18 protein-coding genes are annotated in these 16,811 nt (G+C 59.3%); 14 read left to right on the top strand and 4 right to left on the bottom strand.

What is annotated here, in order from left to right:
* Nucleotides 1-235: 235 nt before the first annotated feature.
* On the bottom strand, nucleotides 236-673 hold the full coding sequence (locus tag BFP93_RS14420) for a YhcB family protein (protein WP_003171734.1): 438 nt from the start codon (nucleotides 671-673) through the stop codon (nucleotides 236-238).
* Nucleotides 674-819: 146 nt separating this feature from the next.
* On the opposite strand from BFP93_RS14420, the gene BFP93_RS14415 reads away from it, so the two are divergent.
* The 3 genes from BFP93_RS14415 to zapE all read left to right on the top strand — a co-directional run bounded on the left by BFP93_RS14415 (nucleotide 820) and on the right by zapE (nucleotide 3,992).
* Nucleotides 820-1,449, top strand: coding sequence for an alpha/beta hydrolase (locus BFP93_RS14415; RefSeq protein WP_065893637.1), 630 nt, complete (start codon nucleotides 820-822; stop codon nucleotides 1,447-1,449).
* A gap of 16 nt (nucleotides 1,450-1,465) precedes the next feature.
* Nucleotides 1,466-2,818, top strand: coding sequence for a tryptophan--tRNA ligase (locus tag BFP93_RS14410; protein ID WP_065893636.1), 1,353 nt, complete (start codon nucleotides 1,466-1,468; stop codon nucleotides 2,816-2,818).
* A 79-nt stretch (nucleotides 2,819-2,897) separates the two neighbouring features.
* The gene (gene zapE, locus BFP93_RS14405; protein WP_057724535.1) at nucleotides 2,898-3,992 is read left to right on the top strand and encodes a cell division protein ZapE; all 1,095 of its coding nucleotides are present in this window, start codon (nucleotides 2,898-2,900) and stop codon (nucleotides 3,990-3,992) included.
* Nucleotides 3,993-4,120: 128 nt separating this feature from the next.
* Here zapE and BFP93_RS14400 read toward each other — a convergent pair whose 3' ends face one another.
* The gene (locus BFP93_RS14400; RefSeq protein ID WP_170827557.1) at nucleotides 4,121-5,041 is read right to left on the bottom strand and encodes a GlxA family transcriptional regulator; all 921 of its coding nucleotides are present in this window, start codon (nucleotides 5,039-5,041) and stop codon (nucleotides 4,121-4,123) included.
* 227 nt (nucleotides 5,042-5,268) lie between these two features.
* Between BFP93_RS14400 and BFP93_RS14395 the strand changes: the two genes are divergently transcribed.
* Nucleotides 5,269-6,405: an acyl-CoA dehydrogenase family protein gene (locus BFP93_RS14395; protein ID WP_065893635.1), complete on the top strand. Its 1,137-nt coding sequence runs from the start codon at nucleotides 5,269-5,271 to the stop codon at nucleotides 6,403-6,405.
* 162 nt (nucleotides 6,406-6,567) lie between these two features.
* On the opposite strand, the gene BFP93_RS14390 is transcribed toward BFP93_RS14395, so the two are convergent.
* Nucleotides 6,568-7,608, bottom strand: coding sequence for an NADP(H)-dependent aldo-keto reductase (locus BFP93_RS14390; protein WP_065893634.1), 1,041 nt, complete (start codon nucleotides 7,606-7,608; stop codon nucleotides 6,568-6,570).
* 250 nt (nucleotides 7,609-7,858) lie between these two features.
* Between BFP93_RS14390 and rplM the strand changes: the two genes are divergently transcribed.
* The 8 genes from rplM to BFP93_RS14350 all read left to right on the top strand — a co-directional run bounded on the left by rplM (nucleotide 7,859) and on the right by BFP93_RS14350 (nucleotide 13,651).
* Nucleotides 7,859-8,287, top strand: coding sequence for a 50S ribosomal protein L13 (gene rplM, locus BFP93_RS14385; protein ID WP_003171742.1), 429 nt, complete (start codon nucleotides 7,859-7,861; stop codon nucleotides 8,285-8,287).
* Nucleotides 8,288-8,301: 14 nt separating this feature from the next.
* Complete coding sequence (rpsI, locus tag BFP93_RS14380; RefSeq protein WP_002555064.1) at nucleotides 8,302-8,694, top strand: 30S ribosomal protein S9; 393 nt, start codon at nucleotides 8,302-8,304, stop codon at nucleotides 8,692-8,694.
* Between the two features lie 266 nt (nucleotides 8,695-8,960).
* Nucleotides 8,961-9,554, top strand: coding sequence for a ubiquinol-cytochrome c reductase iron-sulfur subunit (petA, locus tag BFP93_RS14375; RefSeq protein WP_065883673.1), 594 nt, complete (start codon nucleotides 8,961-8,963; stop codon nucleotides 9,552-9,554).
* Nucleotides 9,554-10,765 carry a cytochrome b gene (locus BFP93_RS14370; protein WP_003188526.1) on the top strand — a complete coding sequence of 404 codons (1,212 nt, stop codon included), beginning with the start codon at nucleotides 9,554-9,556 and terminating at the stop codon, nucleotides 10,763-10,765. Before petA ends, BFP93_RS14370 begins: the two co-directional genes overlap by 1 nt.
* A complete protein-coding gene (locus BFP93_RS14365) occupies nucleotides 10,765-11,544 on the top strand; it encodes a cytochrome c1 (protein ID WP_065893633.1) in 780 nt (259 codons plus the stop codon). The genes BFP93_RS14370 and BFP93_RS14365 overlap by 1 nt, the downstream gene beginning before the upstream one ends.
* Before the next feature lie 145 nt (nucleotides 11,545-11,689).
* Nucleotides 11,690-12,307 (top strand): glutathione S-transferase N-terminal domain-containing protein, encoded by a 618-nt coding sequence (locus BFP93_RS14360; protein ID WP_065883677.1) that lies wholly within the window; start codon nucleotides 11,690-11,692, stop codon nucleotides 12,305-12,307.
* Between the two features lie 17 nt (nucleotides 12,308-12,324).
* Nucleotides 12,325-12,744 carry a ClpXP protease specificity-enhancing factor gene (locus BFP93_RS14355; RefSeq protein ID WP_065893632.1) on the top strand — a complete coding sequence of 140 codons (420 nt, stop codon included), beginning with the start codon at nucleotides 12,325-12,327 and terminating at the stop codon, nucleotides 12,742-12,744.
* A gap of 157 nt (nucleotides 12,745-12,901) precedes the next feature.
* The gene (locus BFP93_RS14350; protein WP_065893631.1) at nucleotides 12,902-13,651 is read left to right on the top strand and encodes a FadR/GntR family transcriptional regulator; all 750 of its coding nucleotides are present in this window, start codon (nucleotides 12,902-12,904) and stop codon (nucleotides 13,649-13,651) included.
* Nucleotides 13,652-13,659: 8 nt separating this feature from the next.
* Here the strand turns inward: BFP93_RS14350 and BFP93_RS14345 are convergent, their stop codons facing one another.
* A complete protein-coding gene (locus BFP93_RS14345; RefSeq protein WP_065893630.1) occupies nucleotides 13,660-13,863 on the bottom strand; it encodes a hypothetical protein in 204 nt (67 codons plus the stop codon).
* A 443-nt stretch (nucleotides 13,864-14,306) separates the two neighbouring features.
* Between BFP93_RS14345 and kdgD the strand changes: the two genes are divergently transcribed.
* Nucleotides 14,307-15,218, top strand: coding sequence for a 5-dehydro-4-deoxyglucarate dehydratase (gene kdgD / locus BFP93_RS14340; protein WP_057724545.1), 912 nt, complete (start codon nucleotides 14,307-14,309; stop codon nucleotides 15,216-15,218).
* Between the two features lie 54 nt (nucleotides 15,219-15,272).
* Complete coding sequence (locus BFP93_RS14335) at nucleotides 15,273-16,718, top strand: aldehyde dehydrogenase family protein (RefSeq protein WP_065893629.1); 1,446 nt, start codon at nucleotides 15,273-15,275, stop codon at nucleotides 16,716-16,718.
* Nucleotides 16,719-16,811 lie beyond the last annotated feature (93 nt).

Genomic DNA, 16,811 nt, shown 5'->3' with positions numbered 1-16,811 from the left:
CCTGCGTTCGGCCAGCGTGGTTTAACGGGGCGCCTAGGATCAAAAGCAGATCAAGATCAAGAGCGACTCGCTTCGCATCGTGGTTACGGTTGGGTGCTACGCAGGTGTGTAGATACGTATGGCCATCGGGGGCAAGCCCCCTCCCACATTAGATCTCCATGGTCAGGGAAACTTAGCCCCAACAAAAAGCCCGGCTGATCATCGACCAGCCGGGCTTTTTAATTGCTTGAATGAATTACTTCTTCAAACCGTAATGCTCATCCAGCATGCCTGGGGCGTTCGGCGTCTTCGGCGCGTAGTCCCGTGGTGGCTCCTGGTTTTCCCGCGGCGGTGTCAGGCGTTCCCGTGGGGTTTGCGGTGCATCGGAATGCAGCGCGGCCAGCAGGCGCTGGCGGGTGATGTCGTCGAGGGCCAGGCGGTTTGCGCCATCGGCGAGATGATCCTGTACTTCCTGGTAGCTCTGGGTGAGCTTCTTGACCAGGGTCGCGGTGCTGTTGAAGTGGGTAACAACCTCGTTCTGATAACTGTCAAAACGTTCCTGAATGTCATCCAGCTGACGTTGCGTGCGGTTAGGCGCGGCATTCGGCAGCAGGCGAGCAACCAGGAATCCAATGGCGACACCGGCAACCAGGGCAAGAGTCGGCAACAACCAAACTAAGAGCGAGTGTTCCACGAGTCCTTCCTCTATAAACGGCTTTGCTTTACGTTAACGGCTCAAACCTGCGCTGTATACCGCGATTAAGCTCGCAATGATGCCATGCACAGACTTTTAGCTAGACGAGTCGACCCCTTGAGAGGTCACGGAGTTCATCCTTGCTCATGCGTGAAACCCCCGTTTTGATCGATGGCCCGGTGGGCCAACTGGAAGCCCTGTATCTGGATCACCCCGAACCACGTGGCCTGGCGCTGATCTGCCACCCCAACCCGGTGCAGGGCGGGACCATGCTCAATAAAGTGGTGTCGACCCTGCAGCGCACCGCGCGCGATGCCGGTTTGATTACGTTGCGTTTCAATTATCGTGGTGTCGGCGCCAGCGCCGGTTCCCACGATATGGCCAGCGGTGAAGTCGACGATGCCGAAGCGGCCGCCACCTGGTTGCGCGAAAAACACCCGCAGTTGCCGCTGACCCTGCTGGGGTTTTCCTTTGGTGGGTATGTGGCCGCAAGCCTCGGCGGCCGCCTGGAAGCCAAGGGCGAAAAGCTTGCGCACCTGTTCATGGTCGCCGCCGCCGTGATGCGTCTGCGCGACACCGATGTGCTGCCGCAGGGTTGCCCGTTGACCCTGATCCAGCCGGAAACCGACGAAGTGGTCGACCCGCAAGTTGTCTACGACTGGTCCGCCGCCTTGAATCGCCCCCATGAGCTGCTGAAAGTGGCAGAATGCGGACACTTTTTTCATGGCAAGCTGACCGATCTCAAGGATCTGGTGCTGCCACGCCTTTCGAATTGACGACAAGCGATCACCCATGACGACCCGTACCCGCATCCTCACCGGCATCACCACCACCGGCACGCCGCACCTGGGCAACTACGCCGGTGCGATCCGCCCGGCGATCCTTGCCAGCGAAGACGCCAATGCCGATTCCTTCTACTTCCTGGCCGACTACCACGCCCTGATCAAGTGCGATGACCCGCAGCGCATCCAGCGCTCGCGCATGGAAATCGCCGCGACCTGGCTGGCCGGTGGCCTGGATGTGAACCGAGTGACGTTCTACCGCCAGTCCGACATCCCCGAGATCCCCGAGCTGACCTGGCTGCTGACCTGTGTGGCCGCCAAGGGCCTGCTCAACCGCGCCCACGCCTACAAGGCGTCGGTGGACAAAAACGTGGAGAGCGGCGAAGACCCGGATGCGGGCATCAGCATGGGGCTGTACAGCTACCCGGTATTGATGGCAGCGGACATCCTGATGTTCAACGCGCACAAGGTGCCGGTCGGCCGCGACCAGATCCAGCACGTGGAAATGGCCCGTGATATCGGCCAGCGTTTCAACCACCTGTTCGGCAACGGTAAAGAATTCTTCACCATGCCTGAAGCGTTGATCGAAGAAAGCGTCGCCACCTTGCCGGGCCTGGACGGGCGCAAGATGTCCAAGAGCTATGACAACACCATCCCGTTGTTCACCAGCGCCAAGGACATGAAGGAGTCGATCTCGCGGATCGTCACCGATTCGCGTGCGCCAGGGGAAGCCAAGGACCCGGACAACTCGCACCTGTTCACCCTGTACCAGGCATTCGCGACCAAGGCCCAGGAAGAAGAATTCCGTGGTGAGCTGCTGCAAGGCCTGGGCTGGGGCGAGGCGAAGAACCGTCTGTTCCAACTGCTCGACGGGCAACTCGGTGAAGCGCGCGAGCGTTATCACCAACTGATGTCGCGCCCGTCCGACATGGAAGACCTGCTGCTGGTCGGCGCGAAAAAAGCCCGTGCCGTGGCGGCGCCGTTCCTGGCTGAGCTGCGCGAAGCGGTGGGCCTGCGCTCGTTCGTCAACCAGGCTGCGGCGCCGGTCGTCACCAAGAAGAAAGCAGCGAAGGCTGCGCGCTTCGTGAGCTTTCGTGAGGACGACGGCAGCTTCCGCTTCCGCCTGCTGGCGGCCGATGGCGAGCAACTGCTGCTGTCGCGCACCTTCGCCGACGGCAAAGCGGCAGGCGCGGTGACCAGGCAATTGCAGAGCGGTGATTTGGACATACGCACCGAGGCCCAGCGCTTCAGCGTATGGCTGGACGACGCCGCTGTGGCTGACAGCGCCGAGTTCGCCGACAGCGTCTCCCGCGATGTCGCCATCGCTGCGTTGCGCGTCGCGTTGGCCCCTTCCGAGGATTAACCCGACCAAGGGTTGATTGCCATTATCCAGGGCCGTCGTTACAGTGACGGCCCGTTTTTGTTGCCTTGCTAACGAAATTATGACGCCCCTAGAACGATATCAAGCTGATCTGAAACGCCCTGACTTCTTCCATGACGCGGCCCAGGAAAATGCGGTGCGTCATTTGCAGCGCCTGTATGAAGACCTGGTCGCAGCCTCGCAAACCAAGCCGGGGATGTTCAGCAAGCTGTTTGGCAAAAAAGACCACACGCCGGTCAAGGGCCTGTACTTCTGGGGTGGCGTCGGCCGGGGCAAGACTTACCTGGTGGACACTTTCTTCGAAGCGCTGCCGTTCAAGGAAAAGGTGCGTACCCACTTCCACCGCTTCATGAAGCGTGTGCACGAAGAAATGAAGACCCTGCCGGGGGAAAAGAACCCGCTGACGATCATTGCCAAGCGTTTCTCCGACGAAGCGCGGGTGATCTGCTTCGATGAGTTCTTCGTCTCCGACATCACCGACGCCATGATCCTCGGCACCTTGATGGAAGAGCTGTTCAAGAACGGCGTGACCCTGGTCGCCACCTCGAACATCGTGCCCGATGGCCTCTACAAGGACGGCCTGCAGCGCGCGCGCTTCCTGCCGGCCATTGCGTTGATCAAGCAGAACACCGATATCGTCAATGTCGACAGCGGCGTCGACTATCGTTTGCGTCACCTCGAGCAAGCGGAGCTGTTCCACTTTCCGCTCAACGAGGCGGCCCACGAAAGCCTGAAGAAAAGCTTCCGTGCGTTGACGCCGGAATGCACCCAGGCGGTGGAAAACGACAAGTTGATGATCGAGAACCGCGAAATCATCGCCTTGCGTACCTGCGATGACGTGGCCTGGTTCGAATTCCGTCAACTGTGCGACGGCCCGCGTAGCCAGAACGACTACATCGAACTGGGCAAGATCTTCCATGCGGTGATCTTGAGCGGTGTGGAGCAGATGGGCGTGACCACCGACGACATTGCGCGGCGCTTTATCAACATGGTCGATGAATTCTACGACCGTAACGTCAAGCTGATCATCTCGGCGGAAGTCGAACTCAAGGACCTGTATACCGGCGGGCGCTTGAACTTCGAATTCCAGCGCACCTTGAGCCGTTTGCTGGAAATGCAGTCCCACGAATTCCTGTCGCGCGGACACAAACCCTAAGATCAATGCAAATCAAACTGTGGGAGGGGGCTTGCCCCCGATAGCGGTGGATCAGTCAACTCATGCAGTGACTGACACCCTGCTATCGGGGGCAAGCCCCCTCCCACATTGGTTTTGTGTATATCCAGTTACGCGGCCTGCTGGAATTGCTGGCGGTATTGATTCGGCGACAACTCCGTGTGCTGCCTGAACAACCGCGCAAAGAAGCTCGCATCGTCGTAACCCACCTCATAGCTGATGGTCTTGATGCTCTTGCGGCTGCCCGACAGCAGGCCCTTGGCGGTCTCGATGCGCAAGCGTTGCAGATAATGCAGCGGCTTGTCGCCGGTGGCGGCCTGGAAGCGGCGCATGAAGTTGCGGATGCTCATGCCGTGCTCCCTGGCGACGTCTTCGAAGCGGAACTTGTCGGCAAAGTGTTCTTCGAGCCAATGCTGGATCTGCAGGATGATCACATCCTGGTGCAGCTTCTGCCCGCCGAAACCGATGCGCCCCGGCGAATAGCTGCGTTGCACTTCATACAGAATGTCGCGGGCCACGGCCTGGGCGATGTTGGCCCCGCAGAAGCGTTCGATCAGATAAATGTAGAGGTCGCAGGCTGAGGTGGTGCCGCCGGCGCAGTACAGGTTGTCGGCGTCGGTCAGGTGCTTGTCCTGGTTGAGCTGCACCTGGGGGAAGCGTTCGCTGAATACAGTGAAGAAGCGCCAGTAAGTGGTCGCTTCCTTGCCATCGAGCAGGCCGGCTTCGGCCAGCCAGAATACCCCGGTGGCTTCGCCGCACAGCACGGCGCCGCGGGCGTGTTGTTCGCGCAGCCACGGCAGCACCTGGGGGTAGCGGGTGCACATGGCGTCGAAGTCGTCCCAGAAGGCCGGCAGCACGATGATGTCGGCATCTTCCAGGCCGCCGTCCACCGGCATGATCACATCGCTGAAACTGCGCACCGATTGCCCGTCGGGGCTGACCAGGCGTGTTTCAAAGGCAGGGGTCAGGCCCAGCCCTTGTTGCTTGCCATAACGCAGGCTGGCGAGGTGGAAAAAATCCTTGGCTTGCATGAGGGTGGAAGCAAATACCCGATCAATGGCCAGAATGCTGACGCGCCGCAGGGGCGTGGAGATTTGGTTAGACATAATTTCATTTATTCTTATAGGGGAAAGTGGTCACCAGACGGCTGGATCGTCTTATTTTTTGTCGCATGTGTCCAGTGTCCAGTGTCCCGTGACGCATTCGCGGCATAGGCTCTGTGGGATCATTTTTGTCCGACAATCCACGCAGGTGACCCATGATTGCCAGAACCTTGTTCAGCCCGGAGCACGAACTCTTTCGCGACAGCGTGGGCACCTTTCTTGAAAAGGAGGCGGCGCCCTTCCATGGGCAATGGGAGAAACAGGGTCATATCGACCGCAGCCTGTGGAACAAGGCGGGGGAGGCGGGGATGCTGTGTTCGCACGTGCCGGAAGAATACGGCGGGCTGGGCGCGGACTTTCTCTACAGCGCGGTGGTGATCGAAGAGATCAGTCGCCTGGGCTTGACCGGCATTGGTTTTTCACTGCATTCGGACATTGTCGCGCCGTACATCCTTCACTACGGCAGCGAAACGCTGAAACACAAATACTTGCCCAAGTTGGTTTCGGGCGAGAAGGTCACGGCCATTGCCATGACCGAGCCGGGGGCCGGCTCCGACCTGCAAGGGGTGAAGACCACGGCAGTGGCGGACGGTGATGACTATGTGATCAACGGCTCCAAGACCTTTATCACCAACGGCTATCTGGCCGACCTGGTGATCGTGGTCGCCAAGACCGATCCCAAGGCCGGCGCGAAGGGCACCAGCCTGTTCCTGGTGGAAGCCGATACACCGGGCTTCGCCAAGGGCAAGCGCCTGGAGAAGGTCGGCATGAAGGCCCAGGACACCTCGGAGTTGTTCTTCCAGGATGTGCGTGTGCCCAAGGAAAACCTGCTGGGCCAGTCCGGAATGGGCTTTGCGTACCTGATGCAGGAACTGCCCCAGGAGCGGCTGACCGTGGCGATTGGCGCGCTGTCTTCAGCGGAGGCGGCGCTGCAGTGGACGTTGGATTACACCCGCGAGCGCAAGGCGTTCGGCAAGGCGATTGCCGACTTTCAGAACACCCGGTTCAAGCTGGCGGAGATGGCCACCGAGATTCAAATCGGCCGCGTGTTCGTGGATAAATGCCTGGCACTGCACCTTGAAGGAAAGCTGGATGTGCCCACTGCGGCAATGGCCAAGTATTGGGCCACGGACCTGCAATGCAAGGTGCTCGATGAGTGCGTGCAACTGCACGGCGGCTACGGCTTCATGTGGGAATACCCGATTGCGCGGGCGTGGGCGGATGCGCGCGTGCAGCGCATTTATGCGGGGACCAATGAGATCATGAAGGAGATTATTGCGCGGGCGCTTTGATTGTGTGGTGTGGCTGATGGCCTCATCGGGGGCAAGCCCCCTCCCACATTTTGATCTGTGAACAGGGTCAGGTGGGGTGCAAGCTCCCTCCCACACATTTTGATCTGTGAACAGGGTCAAGTGTGGGAGGGGGCTTGCCCCCGATGGCGGCCTGAAGGTCAATCAGGGCGCCGGATTCGGATGATCCTTCTGAATCGCCTCAATCCCTTCCAGCACTTCCTTGGACAGTTTCAGCTCGGCACTGGCAATGTTGCTGTCCAGCTGCTCCAGGCTCGTGGCGCCGATGATATTGCTGGTCACAAACGGCTGTTGCGTCACAAACGCCAGCGCCATCTGCGCCGGGTCCAGGCCATGTTCCCGCGCCAATGCCACATAACGGCTGCACGCCGCTTCCGACTGCGGATTGAAGTAGCGACTGAAGCGGCTGTACTGCGTCAGGCGCGCCTTGGCCGGGCGCGCGCCGCCCTCGTACTTGCCGCTGAGCATGCCGAACGCCAGGGGCGAGTAGGCCAGCAAGCCGCATTGTTCGCGAATCGCGATTTCCGCCAGGCCCACTTCAAAGCTGCGGTTGAGCAGGTTGTAGGGGTTCTGGATCGACACCGCACGGCTCCAGCCACGGGCTTGGGCCAGGGCCAGGAATTTCATGGTGCCCCACGGCGTTTCGTTGGACAGGCCGATGTGGCGGATCTTGCCGGCCTTGACCTGCTCATCCAGCGCTTCGAGGGTTTCCTCCAGCGGCGTGAGGTCGTCTTCGTCCTTGTGCTTGTAGCTCAATTGGCCGAAGAAGTTGGTGCTGCGCTCCGGCCAGTGCAGTTGGTAGAGGTCGATCCAGTCGGTCTGCAAGCGTTCGAGGCTGGCGTCGAGCGCCTCGGCAATGTGCTTGCGGTTATGGCGCAGATGACCGTCGCGGATGTAATCGATGGTGTTGCCGGGGCCGGCGATCTTGCTGGCGAGGATCCAGTCGGCGCGGTCGCCACGGCTTTTGAAGTAATTGCCGATATAACGCTCGGTCGTGGCATAGGTATCGGCTTTGGGCGGTACCGGGTACATTTCCGCCGTATCGAGGAAGTTGATTCCGGCCGCCTTGGCCCGTTCGATCTGGGCGAAGGCCTCTGCCTCGCTGTTCTGCTCACCCCAGGTCATGGTGCCCAGGGCGATCGCGCTTACGTTCAGATCGGTCCGGCCCAGCTGTCGATAATCCATCGGGTACTCCTTCAGGGGAAAACAATCATAAAAGCAGGTTGAATTTTTTTTCGCAATCTGCATAATTGCCCACCTCTTTCTGCAGTGGAAGTGATGCGCCGCCTGCCGAAGAATCTTGCCGTTGAACGGACGCGCTGACCCGAGCCCCCGATAGCGTCTGTATCCGGCTGCCTTTGACCTTGTCAAAGTACGCACTATTCAGTAAGATCCGCCGTCTAATTTACAGGGCGGCCCCTGAGGCTATTAAAGAATGACAACTTTTACTGCAAAACCGGAAACAGTTCAGCGCGACTGGTTTGTCGTCGACGCCGCTGGTCAGACCCTGGGTCGTCTGGCCACTGAAGTCGCCAGCCGTCTGCGTGGCAAGCACAAGCCTGAATACACCCCGCACGTTGATACCGGTGACTACATTGTCATCATCAACGCTGAGCAGGTACGTGTTACCGGCAACAAAGCGCAAGACAAAATGTACTACCGTCACTCCGGTTTCCCAGGCGGTATCAAGTCTTCCAACTTTGAAGGCCTGATCTCCAAGAAGCCTGAAGCCCCGATCGAAATCGCGGTCAAAGGCATGCTGCCTAAGGGCCCACTGGGTCGCGATATGTTTCGCAAGCTGAAAGTCTATGCGGGCGCTGTACACCCTCATGCTGCTCAGCAGCCCCAAGAACTGAAGTTTTAACGGAATAGTTCATTATGTCGGCGACTCAAAATTACGGCACTGGCCGTCGCAAAACCGCAACCGCACGCGTTTTCCTGCGTCCGGGCACTGGTAACATCTCGATCAACAACCGCTCCCTGGACAACTTCTTCGGCCGCGAAACTGCCCGCATGGTAGTTCGTCAGCCGCTGGAATTGACCGAGACCGTTGAAAAGTTCGACATCTACGTCACCGTTATCGGTGGCGGTGTAAGTGGTCAAGCTGGCGCAATCCGCCACGGTATCACTCGCGCTCTGATGCAGTACGACGAAACCCTGCGTGGCGCTCTGCGCAAAGCTGGCTTCGTAACTCGCGATGCTCGTGAAGTTGAACGTAAGAAAGTCGGTCTGCGTAAAGCGCGTAAGCGTCCGCAGTACTCGAAGCGTTAATTCGCTTTACGTTCCACAAAAACGCCCAGCCTCCTCACGGAGCTGGGCGTTTTTTATTGCCTGGGATTTATGCAGATTTTTCGCCGTGACAACTTGCCACATCCGTAGACCCCCTATACTACAAGGCCTGGGGGTGGAGCTCCGGGTAATTCCCTTGTCATACGTGGGGCTTTTCATTACCATCCGTCAAAATTTTTATAAGTAAAGATTCAACACTTAGTAGACGCCTGATTTAACAGGCCAAAAAGCTGATGGGAGAGGACTGAATGAGCAATGACGGCGTGAATGCAGGCCGGCGTCGCTTCCTCGTAGCAGCCACATCCGTGGTGGGTGCTGCAGGAGCGGTGGGGGCTGCGGTCCCGTTCGTGGGGTCATGGTTTCCCAGTGCCAAGGCGAAAGCCGCAGGTGCACCGGTGAAGGTGAATGTCAGCAAGATCGAGCCAGGGCAGCAGATGATTGCTGAATGGCGCGGCCAGCCGGTCTTCATTGTTCGTCGGACCGAGGAAATCCTGGGGAATCTCAAGAAGATTGAAGGCCAGTTGTCTGACCCCCAATCCGAGAAGTCCGACCAACCCGCCTACGCCAAGAACGAAGCACGTTCGATCAAGCCGGAGATCCTGCTGCTGGTGGGGCTGTGTACCCACCTGGGTTGCTCGCCTACGTTTCGCCCGGAAGTCGCGCCCGCTGACTTGGGCAAGGACTGGGTTGGCGGTTACTTCTGCCCCTGCCACGGTTCCCATTACGACCTCGCCGGCCGTGTCTACAAGTCCCAGCCTGCACCCTTGAACCTGCCGGTTCCTCCGCACACCTACGAAACTGACGACCTTATTGTCATTGGCCTCGATAAGGAGAACGCGTGATGAGCAAGTTCATGGATTGGGTGGATGCGCGCTTCCCCGCCACCAAAATGTGGGAAGACCATCTCAGCAAATATTACGCGCCGAAAAACTTCAACTTCTTCTACTTCTTCGGCTCCCTGGCACTGCTGGTGCTGGTCAACCAGATCGTCACCGGTGTCTGGCTGACGATGAGCTATACGCCTTCGGCGGAAGAGGCGTTTGCCTCTGTCGAGTACATCATGCGTGACGTCGAGTACGGCTCGATCCTGCGCCTGCTGCACTCTACCGGCGCATCGGCGTTCTTTATCGTCGTCTACCTGCACATGTTTCGTGGCCTGCTCTACGGCTCGTACCAGAAACCCCGCGAGCTGGTGTGGGTGTTCGGCATGCTGATCTACCTGGCGCTGATGGCGGAAGCCTTCATGGGTTACCTGCTGCCATGGGGCCAGATGTCGTACTGGGGCGCCCAGGTGATCATCTCGCTGTTCGGTGCCATCCCGGTAATCGGCAACGACCTGACCCAGTGGATTCGCGGCGACTACCTGATCTCGGGCATCACCCTGAACCGCTTCTTCGCCTTGCACGTCGTGGCCTTGCCGATCGTGATCCTGGGCCTGGTGGTATTGCACATCCTGGCGCTGCATGAAGTCGGCTCCAACAACCCGGATGGCGTGGATATCAAGAAGCACAAGGACGAGAACGGCATCCCGCTGGACGGCATTCCATTCCACCCGTACTACACCGTAAAAGACATTGTCGGCGTGGTCGTGTTCCTGTTCGTATTCTGTTCGATCGTGTTCTTTTTCCCGGAGATGGGTGGTTATTTCCTGGAGAAGCCTAACTTTGAACAGGCTAACGCCTTCAAGACACCCGAGCATATTGCCCCGGTCTGGTACTTCACGCCGTTCTACGCCATCTTGCGTGCGATCCCCGACAAACTCATGGGCGTCATCGCCATGGGCGCGGCGATTGCGGTGCTGTTCGTGCTGCCGTGGCTCGACCGCAGCCCGGTCAAGTCCATGCGCTACAAAGGCTGGCTGAGCAAGATCTGGCTGTGGGTGTTCTGCATTTCGTTCGTGATCCTGGGCGTGCTGGGCGTACTGGCGCCGACCCCCGAGCGCACGTTGCTGTCGCAGGTCTGCACCTTCCTGTACTTCGCCTACTTCATTCTGATGCCGTTCTACACCCGGCTCGAGAAGACCAAACCGGTTCCGGAAAGGGTGACTGGCTGATGAAAAAATTATTCGTTGCATTAGTGCTTGCGGCCCTGCCGCTCCTGTCTCTGGCCGCCGAGCATGGCGCGCAACTGGAAAAGGTCGACATCGACGTCTCCGATAAAGCCGCTCTGCAGGACGGTGCGCGCACGTTCGCCAACTACTGCATGGGCTGCCACAGCGCCAAGTTCCAGCGCTACGAGCGGGTGGCCGACGACCTGGGCATCCCCCATGAGTTGATGCTGGAAAAACTGGTGTTCACCGGGGCCAAGATAGGCGACCACATGAATATCGGCATGAAGCCGGCGGACGCCAAGGCCTGGTTCGGTGCAGCACCGCCGGACCTGACCCTGGTAGCGCGTGTGCGGGGCACCGACTGGCTCTACGGCTACCTCAAATCCTTCTACGAAGACCCGACCCGGCCCTGGGGCGTGAACAACAAAGTGTTCCCGAACGTCGGCATGCCCAACGTTCTGGTCGGCCTGCAGGGTCGCCAGGTGGTAGGATGCAAGCAGGTTCAGGTCGTTGAGGACGGCAAGAAGCAATATGATCCGTTGACCGGCACGCCGCTGACCCATGAAGCGTGCGATCAACTGACCATCGTGCCCAAGACCGGTACGCTGAACGAAGAGCAGTTCGACGAGAAGGTCAAGAACCTGGTGACCTTCCTGGCCTACTCGGCCAACCCGGTCAAACTGCAGCACCAGCGCATCGGTACGTACGTCTTGCTGTACCTGGCTTTCTTCTTCGTATTCGCCTATCTGCTCAAACGCGAGTACTGGAAGGATGTGCATTGATCCAACCGTAAGCAATTGCTGTTAATCTTGCGCGCCCAGCGGCATCTCTGAACGTAGCGCCGGTTTTACCGGACGTTACAGGGATGCTCTCTGGGCGCGCTCGTTTTTGAGCTTTCGATAATTTCAACAAGCGAGGAGGACCGCCATGGGCGTGACCAACCGGTTGGCCTGTTACTCCGACCCCGCCGACCACTATTCCCACCGAGTACGCATCGTGCTCGCAGAGAAGGGTGTCAGCGCCGAGATCATCAGTGTGGAGGCGGGCCGTCAGCCGCCGAAGCTGATCGAAGTGAACCCTTACGGCAGCTTGCCCACCCTGGTCGATCGTGATCTGGCGTTGTGGGAGTCAACCGTGGTGATGGAATATCTGGATGAGCGTTACCCGCATCCGCCTTTGCTGCCGGTTTACCCGGTGGCGCGTGCCAACAGCCGCCTGCTGATCCATCGGATCCAGCGTGACTGGTGCGGGCTGGTGGATGTGATTCTCGATACCCGCAGTAAAGAGGCCGCGCGCGTACAGGCGCGCAAGGAATTGCGCGAAAGCCTGACCGGCGTTTCGCCGCTGTTCGCCGATAAACCTTTTTTCCTCAGTGAGGAACAAAGTTTGGTCGATTGCTGCCTATTACCCATACTCTGGCGCTTGCCGGTTCTGGGCATTGAACTGCCACGGCCGGCCAAGCCGTTGCTTGATTACATGGAGCGCCAATTTGCGCGTGAGGCTTTCCAGGCGAGTCTGTCTGGTGTCGAACGCGATATGCGCTAAGGCTTAAGGAGCCGCTGATGAACTCCAGTCGACCCTACCTGGTCCGCGCGCTCTATGAGTGGATTGTGGACAATGATTGCACCCCGCACATGCTGGTCAACTCCGAATTTCCTGCGGTGCAGGTTCCGCAGGGTTTTGCCAGTGACGGACAGATTGTATTGAACGTATCGCCCAGTGCGGTGCGCCACCTGCACATGGACAACGAAGCGGTCAGTTTCGAAGGGCGTTTCGGCGGTGTGCCGCATACGCTGTTCGTGCCGATCGGCGCCATCCTCGGGATTTATGCCCGTGAGAACGGCCAGGGCATGGTGTTCGATCTGGAGTCGCCTTTCGAGGACGACGAAACGATCGAAGGGCAAGGCGGCGATGATGTGCCGCCGCCGGACAGCGAGCCGCCGCGCCCTACTGGCCGGCCGAGCTTGAAAGTGGTGAAGTAAGCGGCTGCCGCCTCCGGGCGAGCCTGAAAAATGCCTCGGCGGTTGCCGGGGCTTTTTTTTGCCTGCCGCCAGGCATGAAAGTCGCGACAGGGACGGTGATCGTACAACCGCCATGGGCTATGATGCGTCTTCAGTTCACCGAGAAAGATGACTCATCATGGAAAACGCCAACCCCGTCCCACGTCTTCCCCGCAAGCGTCGCAGCCTTGCCCAGGAATTGGTCACGGTGTTGTCCGAACAGATCCGCGACGGCCAACTCAAGCGTGGCGACAAGCTGCCTACCGAGTCGGCAATCATGGAGGCCCATGGCGTTAGCCGGACCGTGGTGCGCGAGGCGATTTCGCGCTTGCAGGCGGCGGGGCAGGTGGAGACGCGTCACGGTATCGGTACATTCGTATTGGACACGCCGAGCCCGAGTGGTTTTCGCATCGACCCGGCCACCGTGGTGACGCTGCGCGATGTATTGGCGATCCTCGAGTTGCGGATCAGCCTGGAAGTGGAGTCCGCAGGCCTGGCCGCCTTGCGCCGCAGCGATGAACAACTGGCAGCCATGCGTGCCGCCCTCGACGCGCTGAATGAAAGTGCGGCCCATGCCGGTGATGCGGTGGCGTCAGACTTTGCATTCCACCTGGAAATTGCGCTGTCCACCGGCAACCGTTACTTCACCGACATCATGACCCACCTGGGCACCAGCATCATTCCGCGTACCCGCTTGAATTCGGCGCGCCTGGCCCATGATGACCAGCGGCATTACATGGGGCGCTTGAGTCGCGAGCATGAAGAGATTTATGAGGCCATCGCGCGTCAGGATTCGGACGCGGCGCGTGCGGCGATGCGCTTGCATTTGACCAATAGCCGAGAGAGGCTGCGCCATGCCCATGAAGAGGCGCAAGCGCAGCGCGGGTAGACGCTCGGTCAAGGATAGGGATTTTGCGATGGTTCGAGGTAGATGACAATTTCGCCAATCGTCTCGTCGTAGATTTTGCGTACGACTTTTTCCAGCGCAGGGTTACCCCCTATATCGTCGTAATAGATCTCGTCACCAATGTTTGGCTCGTAATCAAGTGAGCGCTTTTTACTGCCTTTCTTGACGGTATTCGTTTTCCAGGTCTTGGACATGGTGTACCTCCAAAAATCGTGAGAGTTGGCATGCTTTCCGATATCGCAGTGCTTCTAGATGGCTCTGCACTGAGCTATTTGAAAGTAGGAGGTAACTTATGAGCGTAGCGAACAGCGCGCTACTGTCAGAATTGACAGTAGCGACAGACGGTTCAAGTCAGTTACTCCTCCCCTCAACGGTGTGTCTGGTCTGCGTGCAGTTCCCTGGCAGATAAATACCCCGCCCTCACCAATCGTCCGTCTTCGGACAACGTATACCCCAGCACGTCATAGACCCATGGCGTTGTCTCCCGTCCCTGATCACCTGATTCAGCGCTGAGCTTGAGATGAGGCCTGATGAATTGCAGTTGACGAATCTTTTTATAGTTGTACGATGACGTACGACATCATTTAAACCAACAACAATGCTTTCCTCAGAAAGTCTTCGCCAGGGTGTTCGAATAATGAATCCACAAGAACTGAAGTCCATCCTCTCCCACGGTCTGCTGTCTTTCCCGGTGACCGATTTCAATGCCCAGGGTGACTTTCACCAGGCGGGCTATATCAAGCGTCTGGAATGGCTGGCCCCGTACGGCGCCACTGCGCTGTTCGCCGCAGGCGGCACCGGTGAGTTTTTCTCCCTGGCCGCCAGCGAATATTCCCAGGTGGTGAAGACCGCTGTTGATACCTGCGCCACCAGCGTGCCGATTCTTGCCGGTGTCGGCGGCGCGACCCGCCAGGCCATCGAGTACGCTCAAGAGGCCGAACGCCTGGGTGCCAAAGGCTTGCTGTTGCTGCCGCACTACCTGACTGAAGCCAGCCAGGACGGGGTTGCCGCCCACGTTGAAGCGGTGTGCAAATCGGTCAAGATCGGCGTGGTGGTGTACAACCGCAATGTCTGCCGCCTGACCGCGCCGCTGCTGGAACGCCTGGCCGAGCGCTGCCCGAACCTGATCGGCTACAAGGATGGCCTGGGTGACATCGAATTGATGGTGTCGATCCGCCGTCGTCTCGGCGATCGTTTCAGCTACCTCGGCGGCCTGCCGACTGCAGAGGTTTACGCCGCTGCCTACAAGGCCCTGGGCGTGCCGGTGTACTCCTCGGCGGTGTTCAACTTCATTCCTAAAACCGCAATGGATTTCTACCACGCGATTGCCAAGGATGATCACGCCACCGTTTCCAGAATCATTGACGATTTCTTCCTGCCTTACCTCGACATCCGTAACCGCAAGGCCGGTTATGCCGTGAGCATCGTCAAGGCCGGTGCGAAAATCGCCGGCTACGACGCAGGCCCGGTGCGCACGCCGCTGACCGATCTGCTGCCGGAAGAATACGAAGCCCTGGCCGCGCTGATCGACAAGCAAGGCGCGCAATAACTTATCAACAAGGCCGCTGAGCAATCAGCGGCCTTTTGCGTCAGGAGAAGATTCGTGTCCCAAGCCAAGCGTTTTGACAACTACATCAACGGTGAATGGGTAACCGGCGCCGACTATTGCACCAATATCAACCCGTCGGACCTGTCCGATGTGATCGGCGAATACGCCAAGGCTGACGTCGCCCAGGTCAACGCCGCTATCGACGCCGCCCGCGCCGCGTTTCCGGCCTGGTCCACCTCGGGTATCCAGGCGCGCCACGATGCGCTGGATAAAGTCGGCAGCGAAATCCTCGCCCGCCGCGAAGAGCTGGGCACGCTGCTGGCCCGGGAAGAGGGCAAGACCCTGCCCGAAGCCATCGGCGAGGTGACCCGCGCCGGTAACATCTTCAAATTCTTCGCCGGTGAATGCCTGCGCCTGTCTGGCGACTATGTGCCGTCGGTGCGCCCCGGCGTCAACGTTGAAGTCACCCGTGAAGCCCTCGGCGTGGTCGGCTTGATCACGCCGTGGAACTTCCCGATCGCGATCCCGGCCTGGAAAATCGCCCCGGCCCTGGCCTATGGCAACTGCGTGGTGATCAAGCCGGCCGAGCTGGTACCCGGTTGTGCCTGGGCCCTGGCCGACATCATTTCCCGCGCCGGTTTCCCGACCGGTGTGTTCAACCTGGTGATGGGCAGCGGTCGCGTGGTGGGCGATGTGCTGGTCAACAGCCCGAAAGTCGATGGCATCAGCTTTACCGGTTCCGTCGGTGTGGGCCGTCAGATCGCCGTCAGTTGCGTAGCGCGCCAGGCCAAGGTGCAGTTGGAAATGGGCGGCAAGAACCCGCAGATCATTCTCGACGACGCCGACCTCAAGCAGGCCGTCGAGCTGTCGGTGCAGAGCGCGTTCTACTCGACCGGCCAGCGTTGCACCGCTTCCAGCCGCCTGATCGTCACCGCCGGGATCCATGACCAGTTCGTCGCGGCCATGGCCGAGCGCATGAAGTCGATCAAGGTCGGCCACGCGCTCCACAGCGGTACCGACATTGGCCCGGTGGTTTCCCAGGCTCAGTTGGACCAGGACATGAAGTACATCGACATCGGCCAGAGCGAAGGCGCGCGGCTGGTCAGCGGCGGCGGCCTGGTGACCTGCGACACCGAGGGCTACTACCTGGCGCCGACGCTGTTTGCCGACAGCGAAGCGGCCATGCGCATCAGCCGTGAAGAGATTTTCGGCCCGGTGGCCAACGTGGTGCGGGTGGCCGACTACGAGGCGGCGCTGGCCATGGCCAACGACACCGAGTTCGGTCTGTCGGCAGGTATCGCCACCACCTCGTTGAAACATGCCAACCACTTCAAGCGCCATTCCCAGGCCGGGATGGTCATGGTCAACCTGCCGACCGCCGGCGTGGACTATCACGTTCCGTTCGGTGGCCGTAAGGGTTCGTCCTACGGTTCGCGTGAGCAGGGCCGCTATGCGCAAGAGTTCTACACCGTGGTGAAAACCAGCTACATCGGGTCGTAACACCCGTTTCACTGTAGGAGCGAGCTTGCTCGCGAAAAACCCAAGGACACCGCGTGCACCCTGAATGCCTGCGTATTCGTTGACGTTTTTCGC

The organism is Pseudomonas sp. 44 R 15, assembly GCF_900004965.1.
In the GTDB taxonomy this organism is placed as follows: Bacteria; Pseudomonadota; Gammaproteobacteria; order Pseudomonadales; family Pseudomonadaceae; genus Aquipseudomonas; species Aquipseudomonas orientalis_A.
Note: the sequence above shows the minus strand (reverse complement) of the source record. Positions and strands in the feature narration are given on the sequence as shown.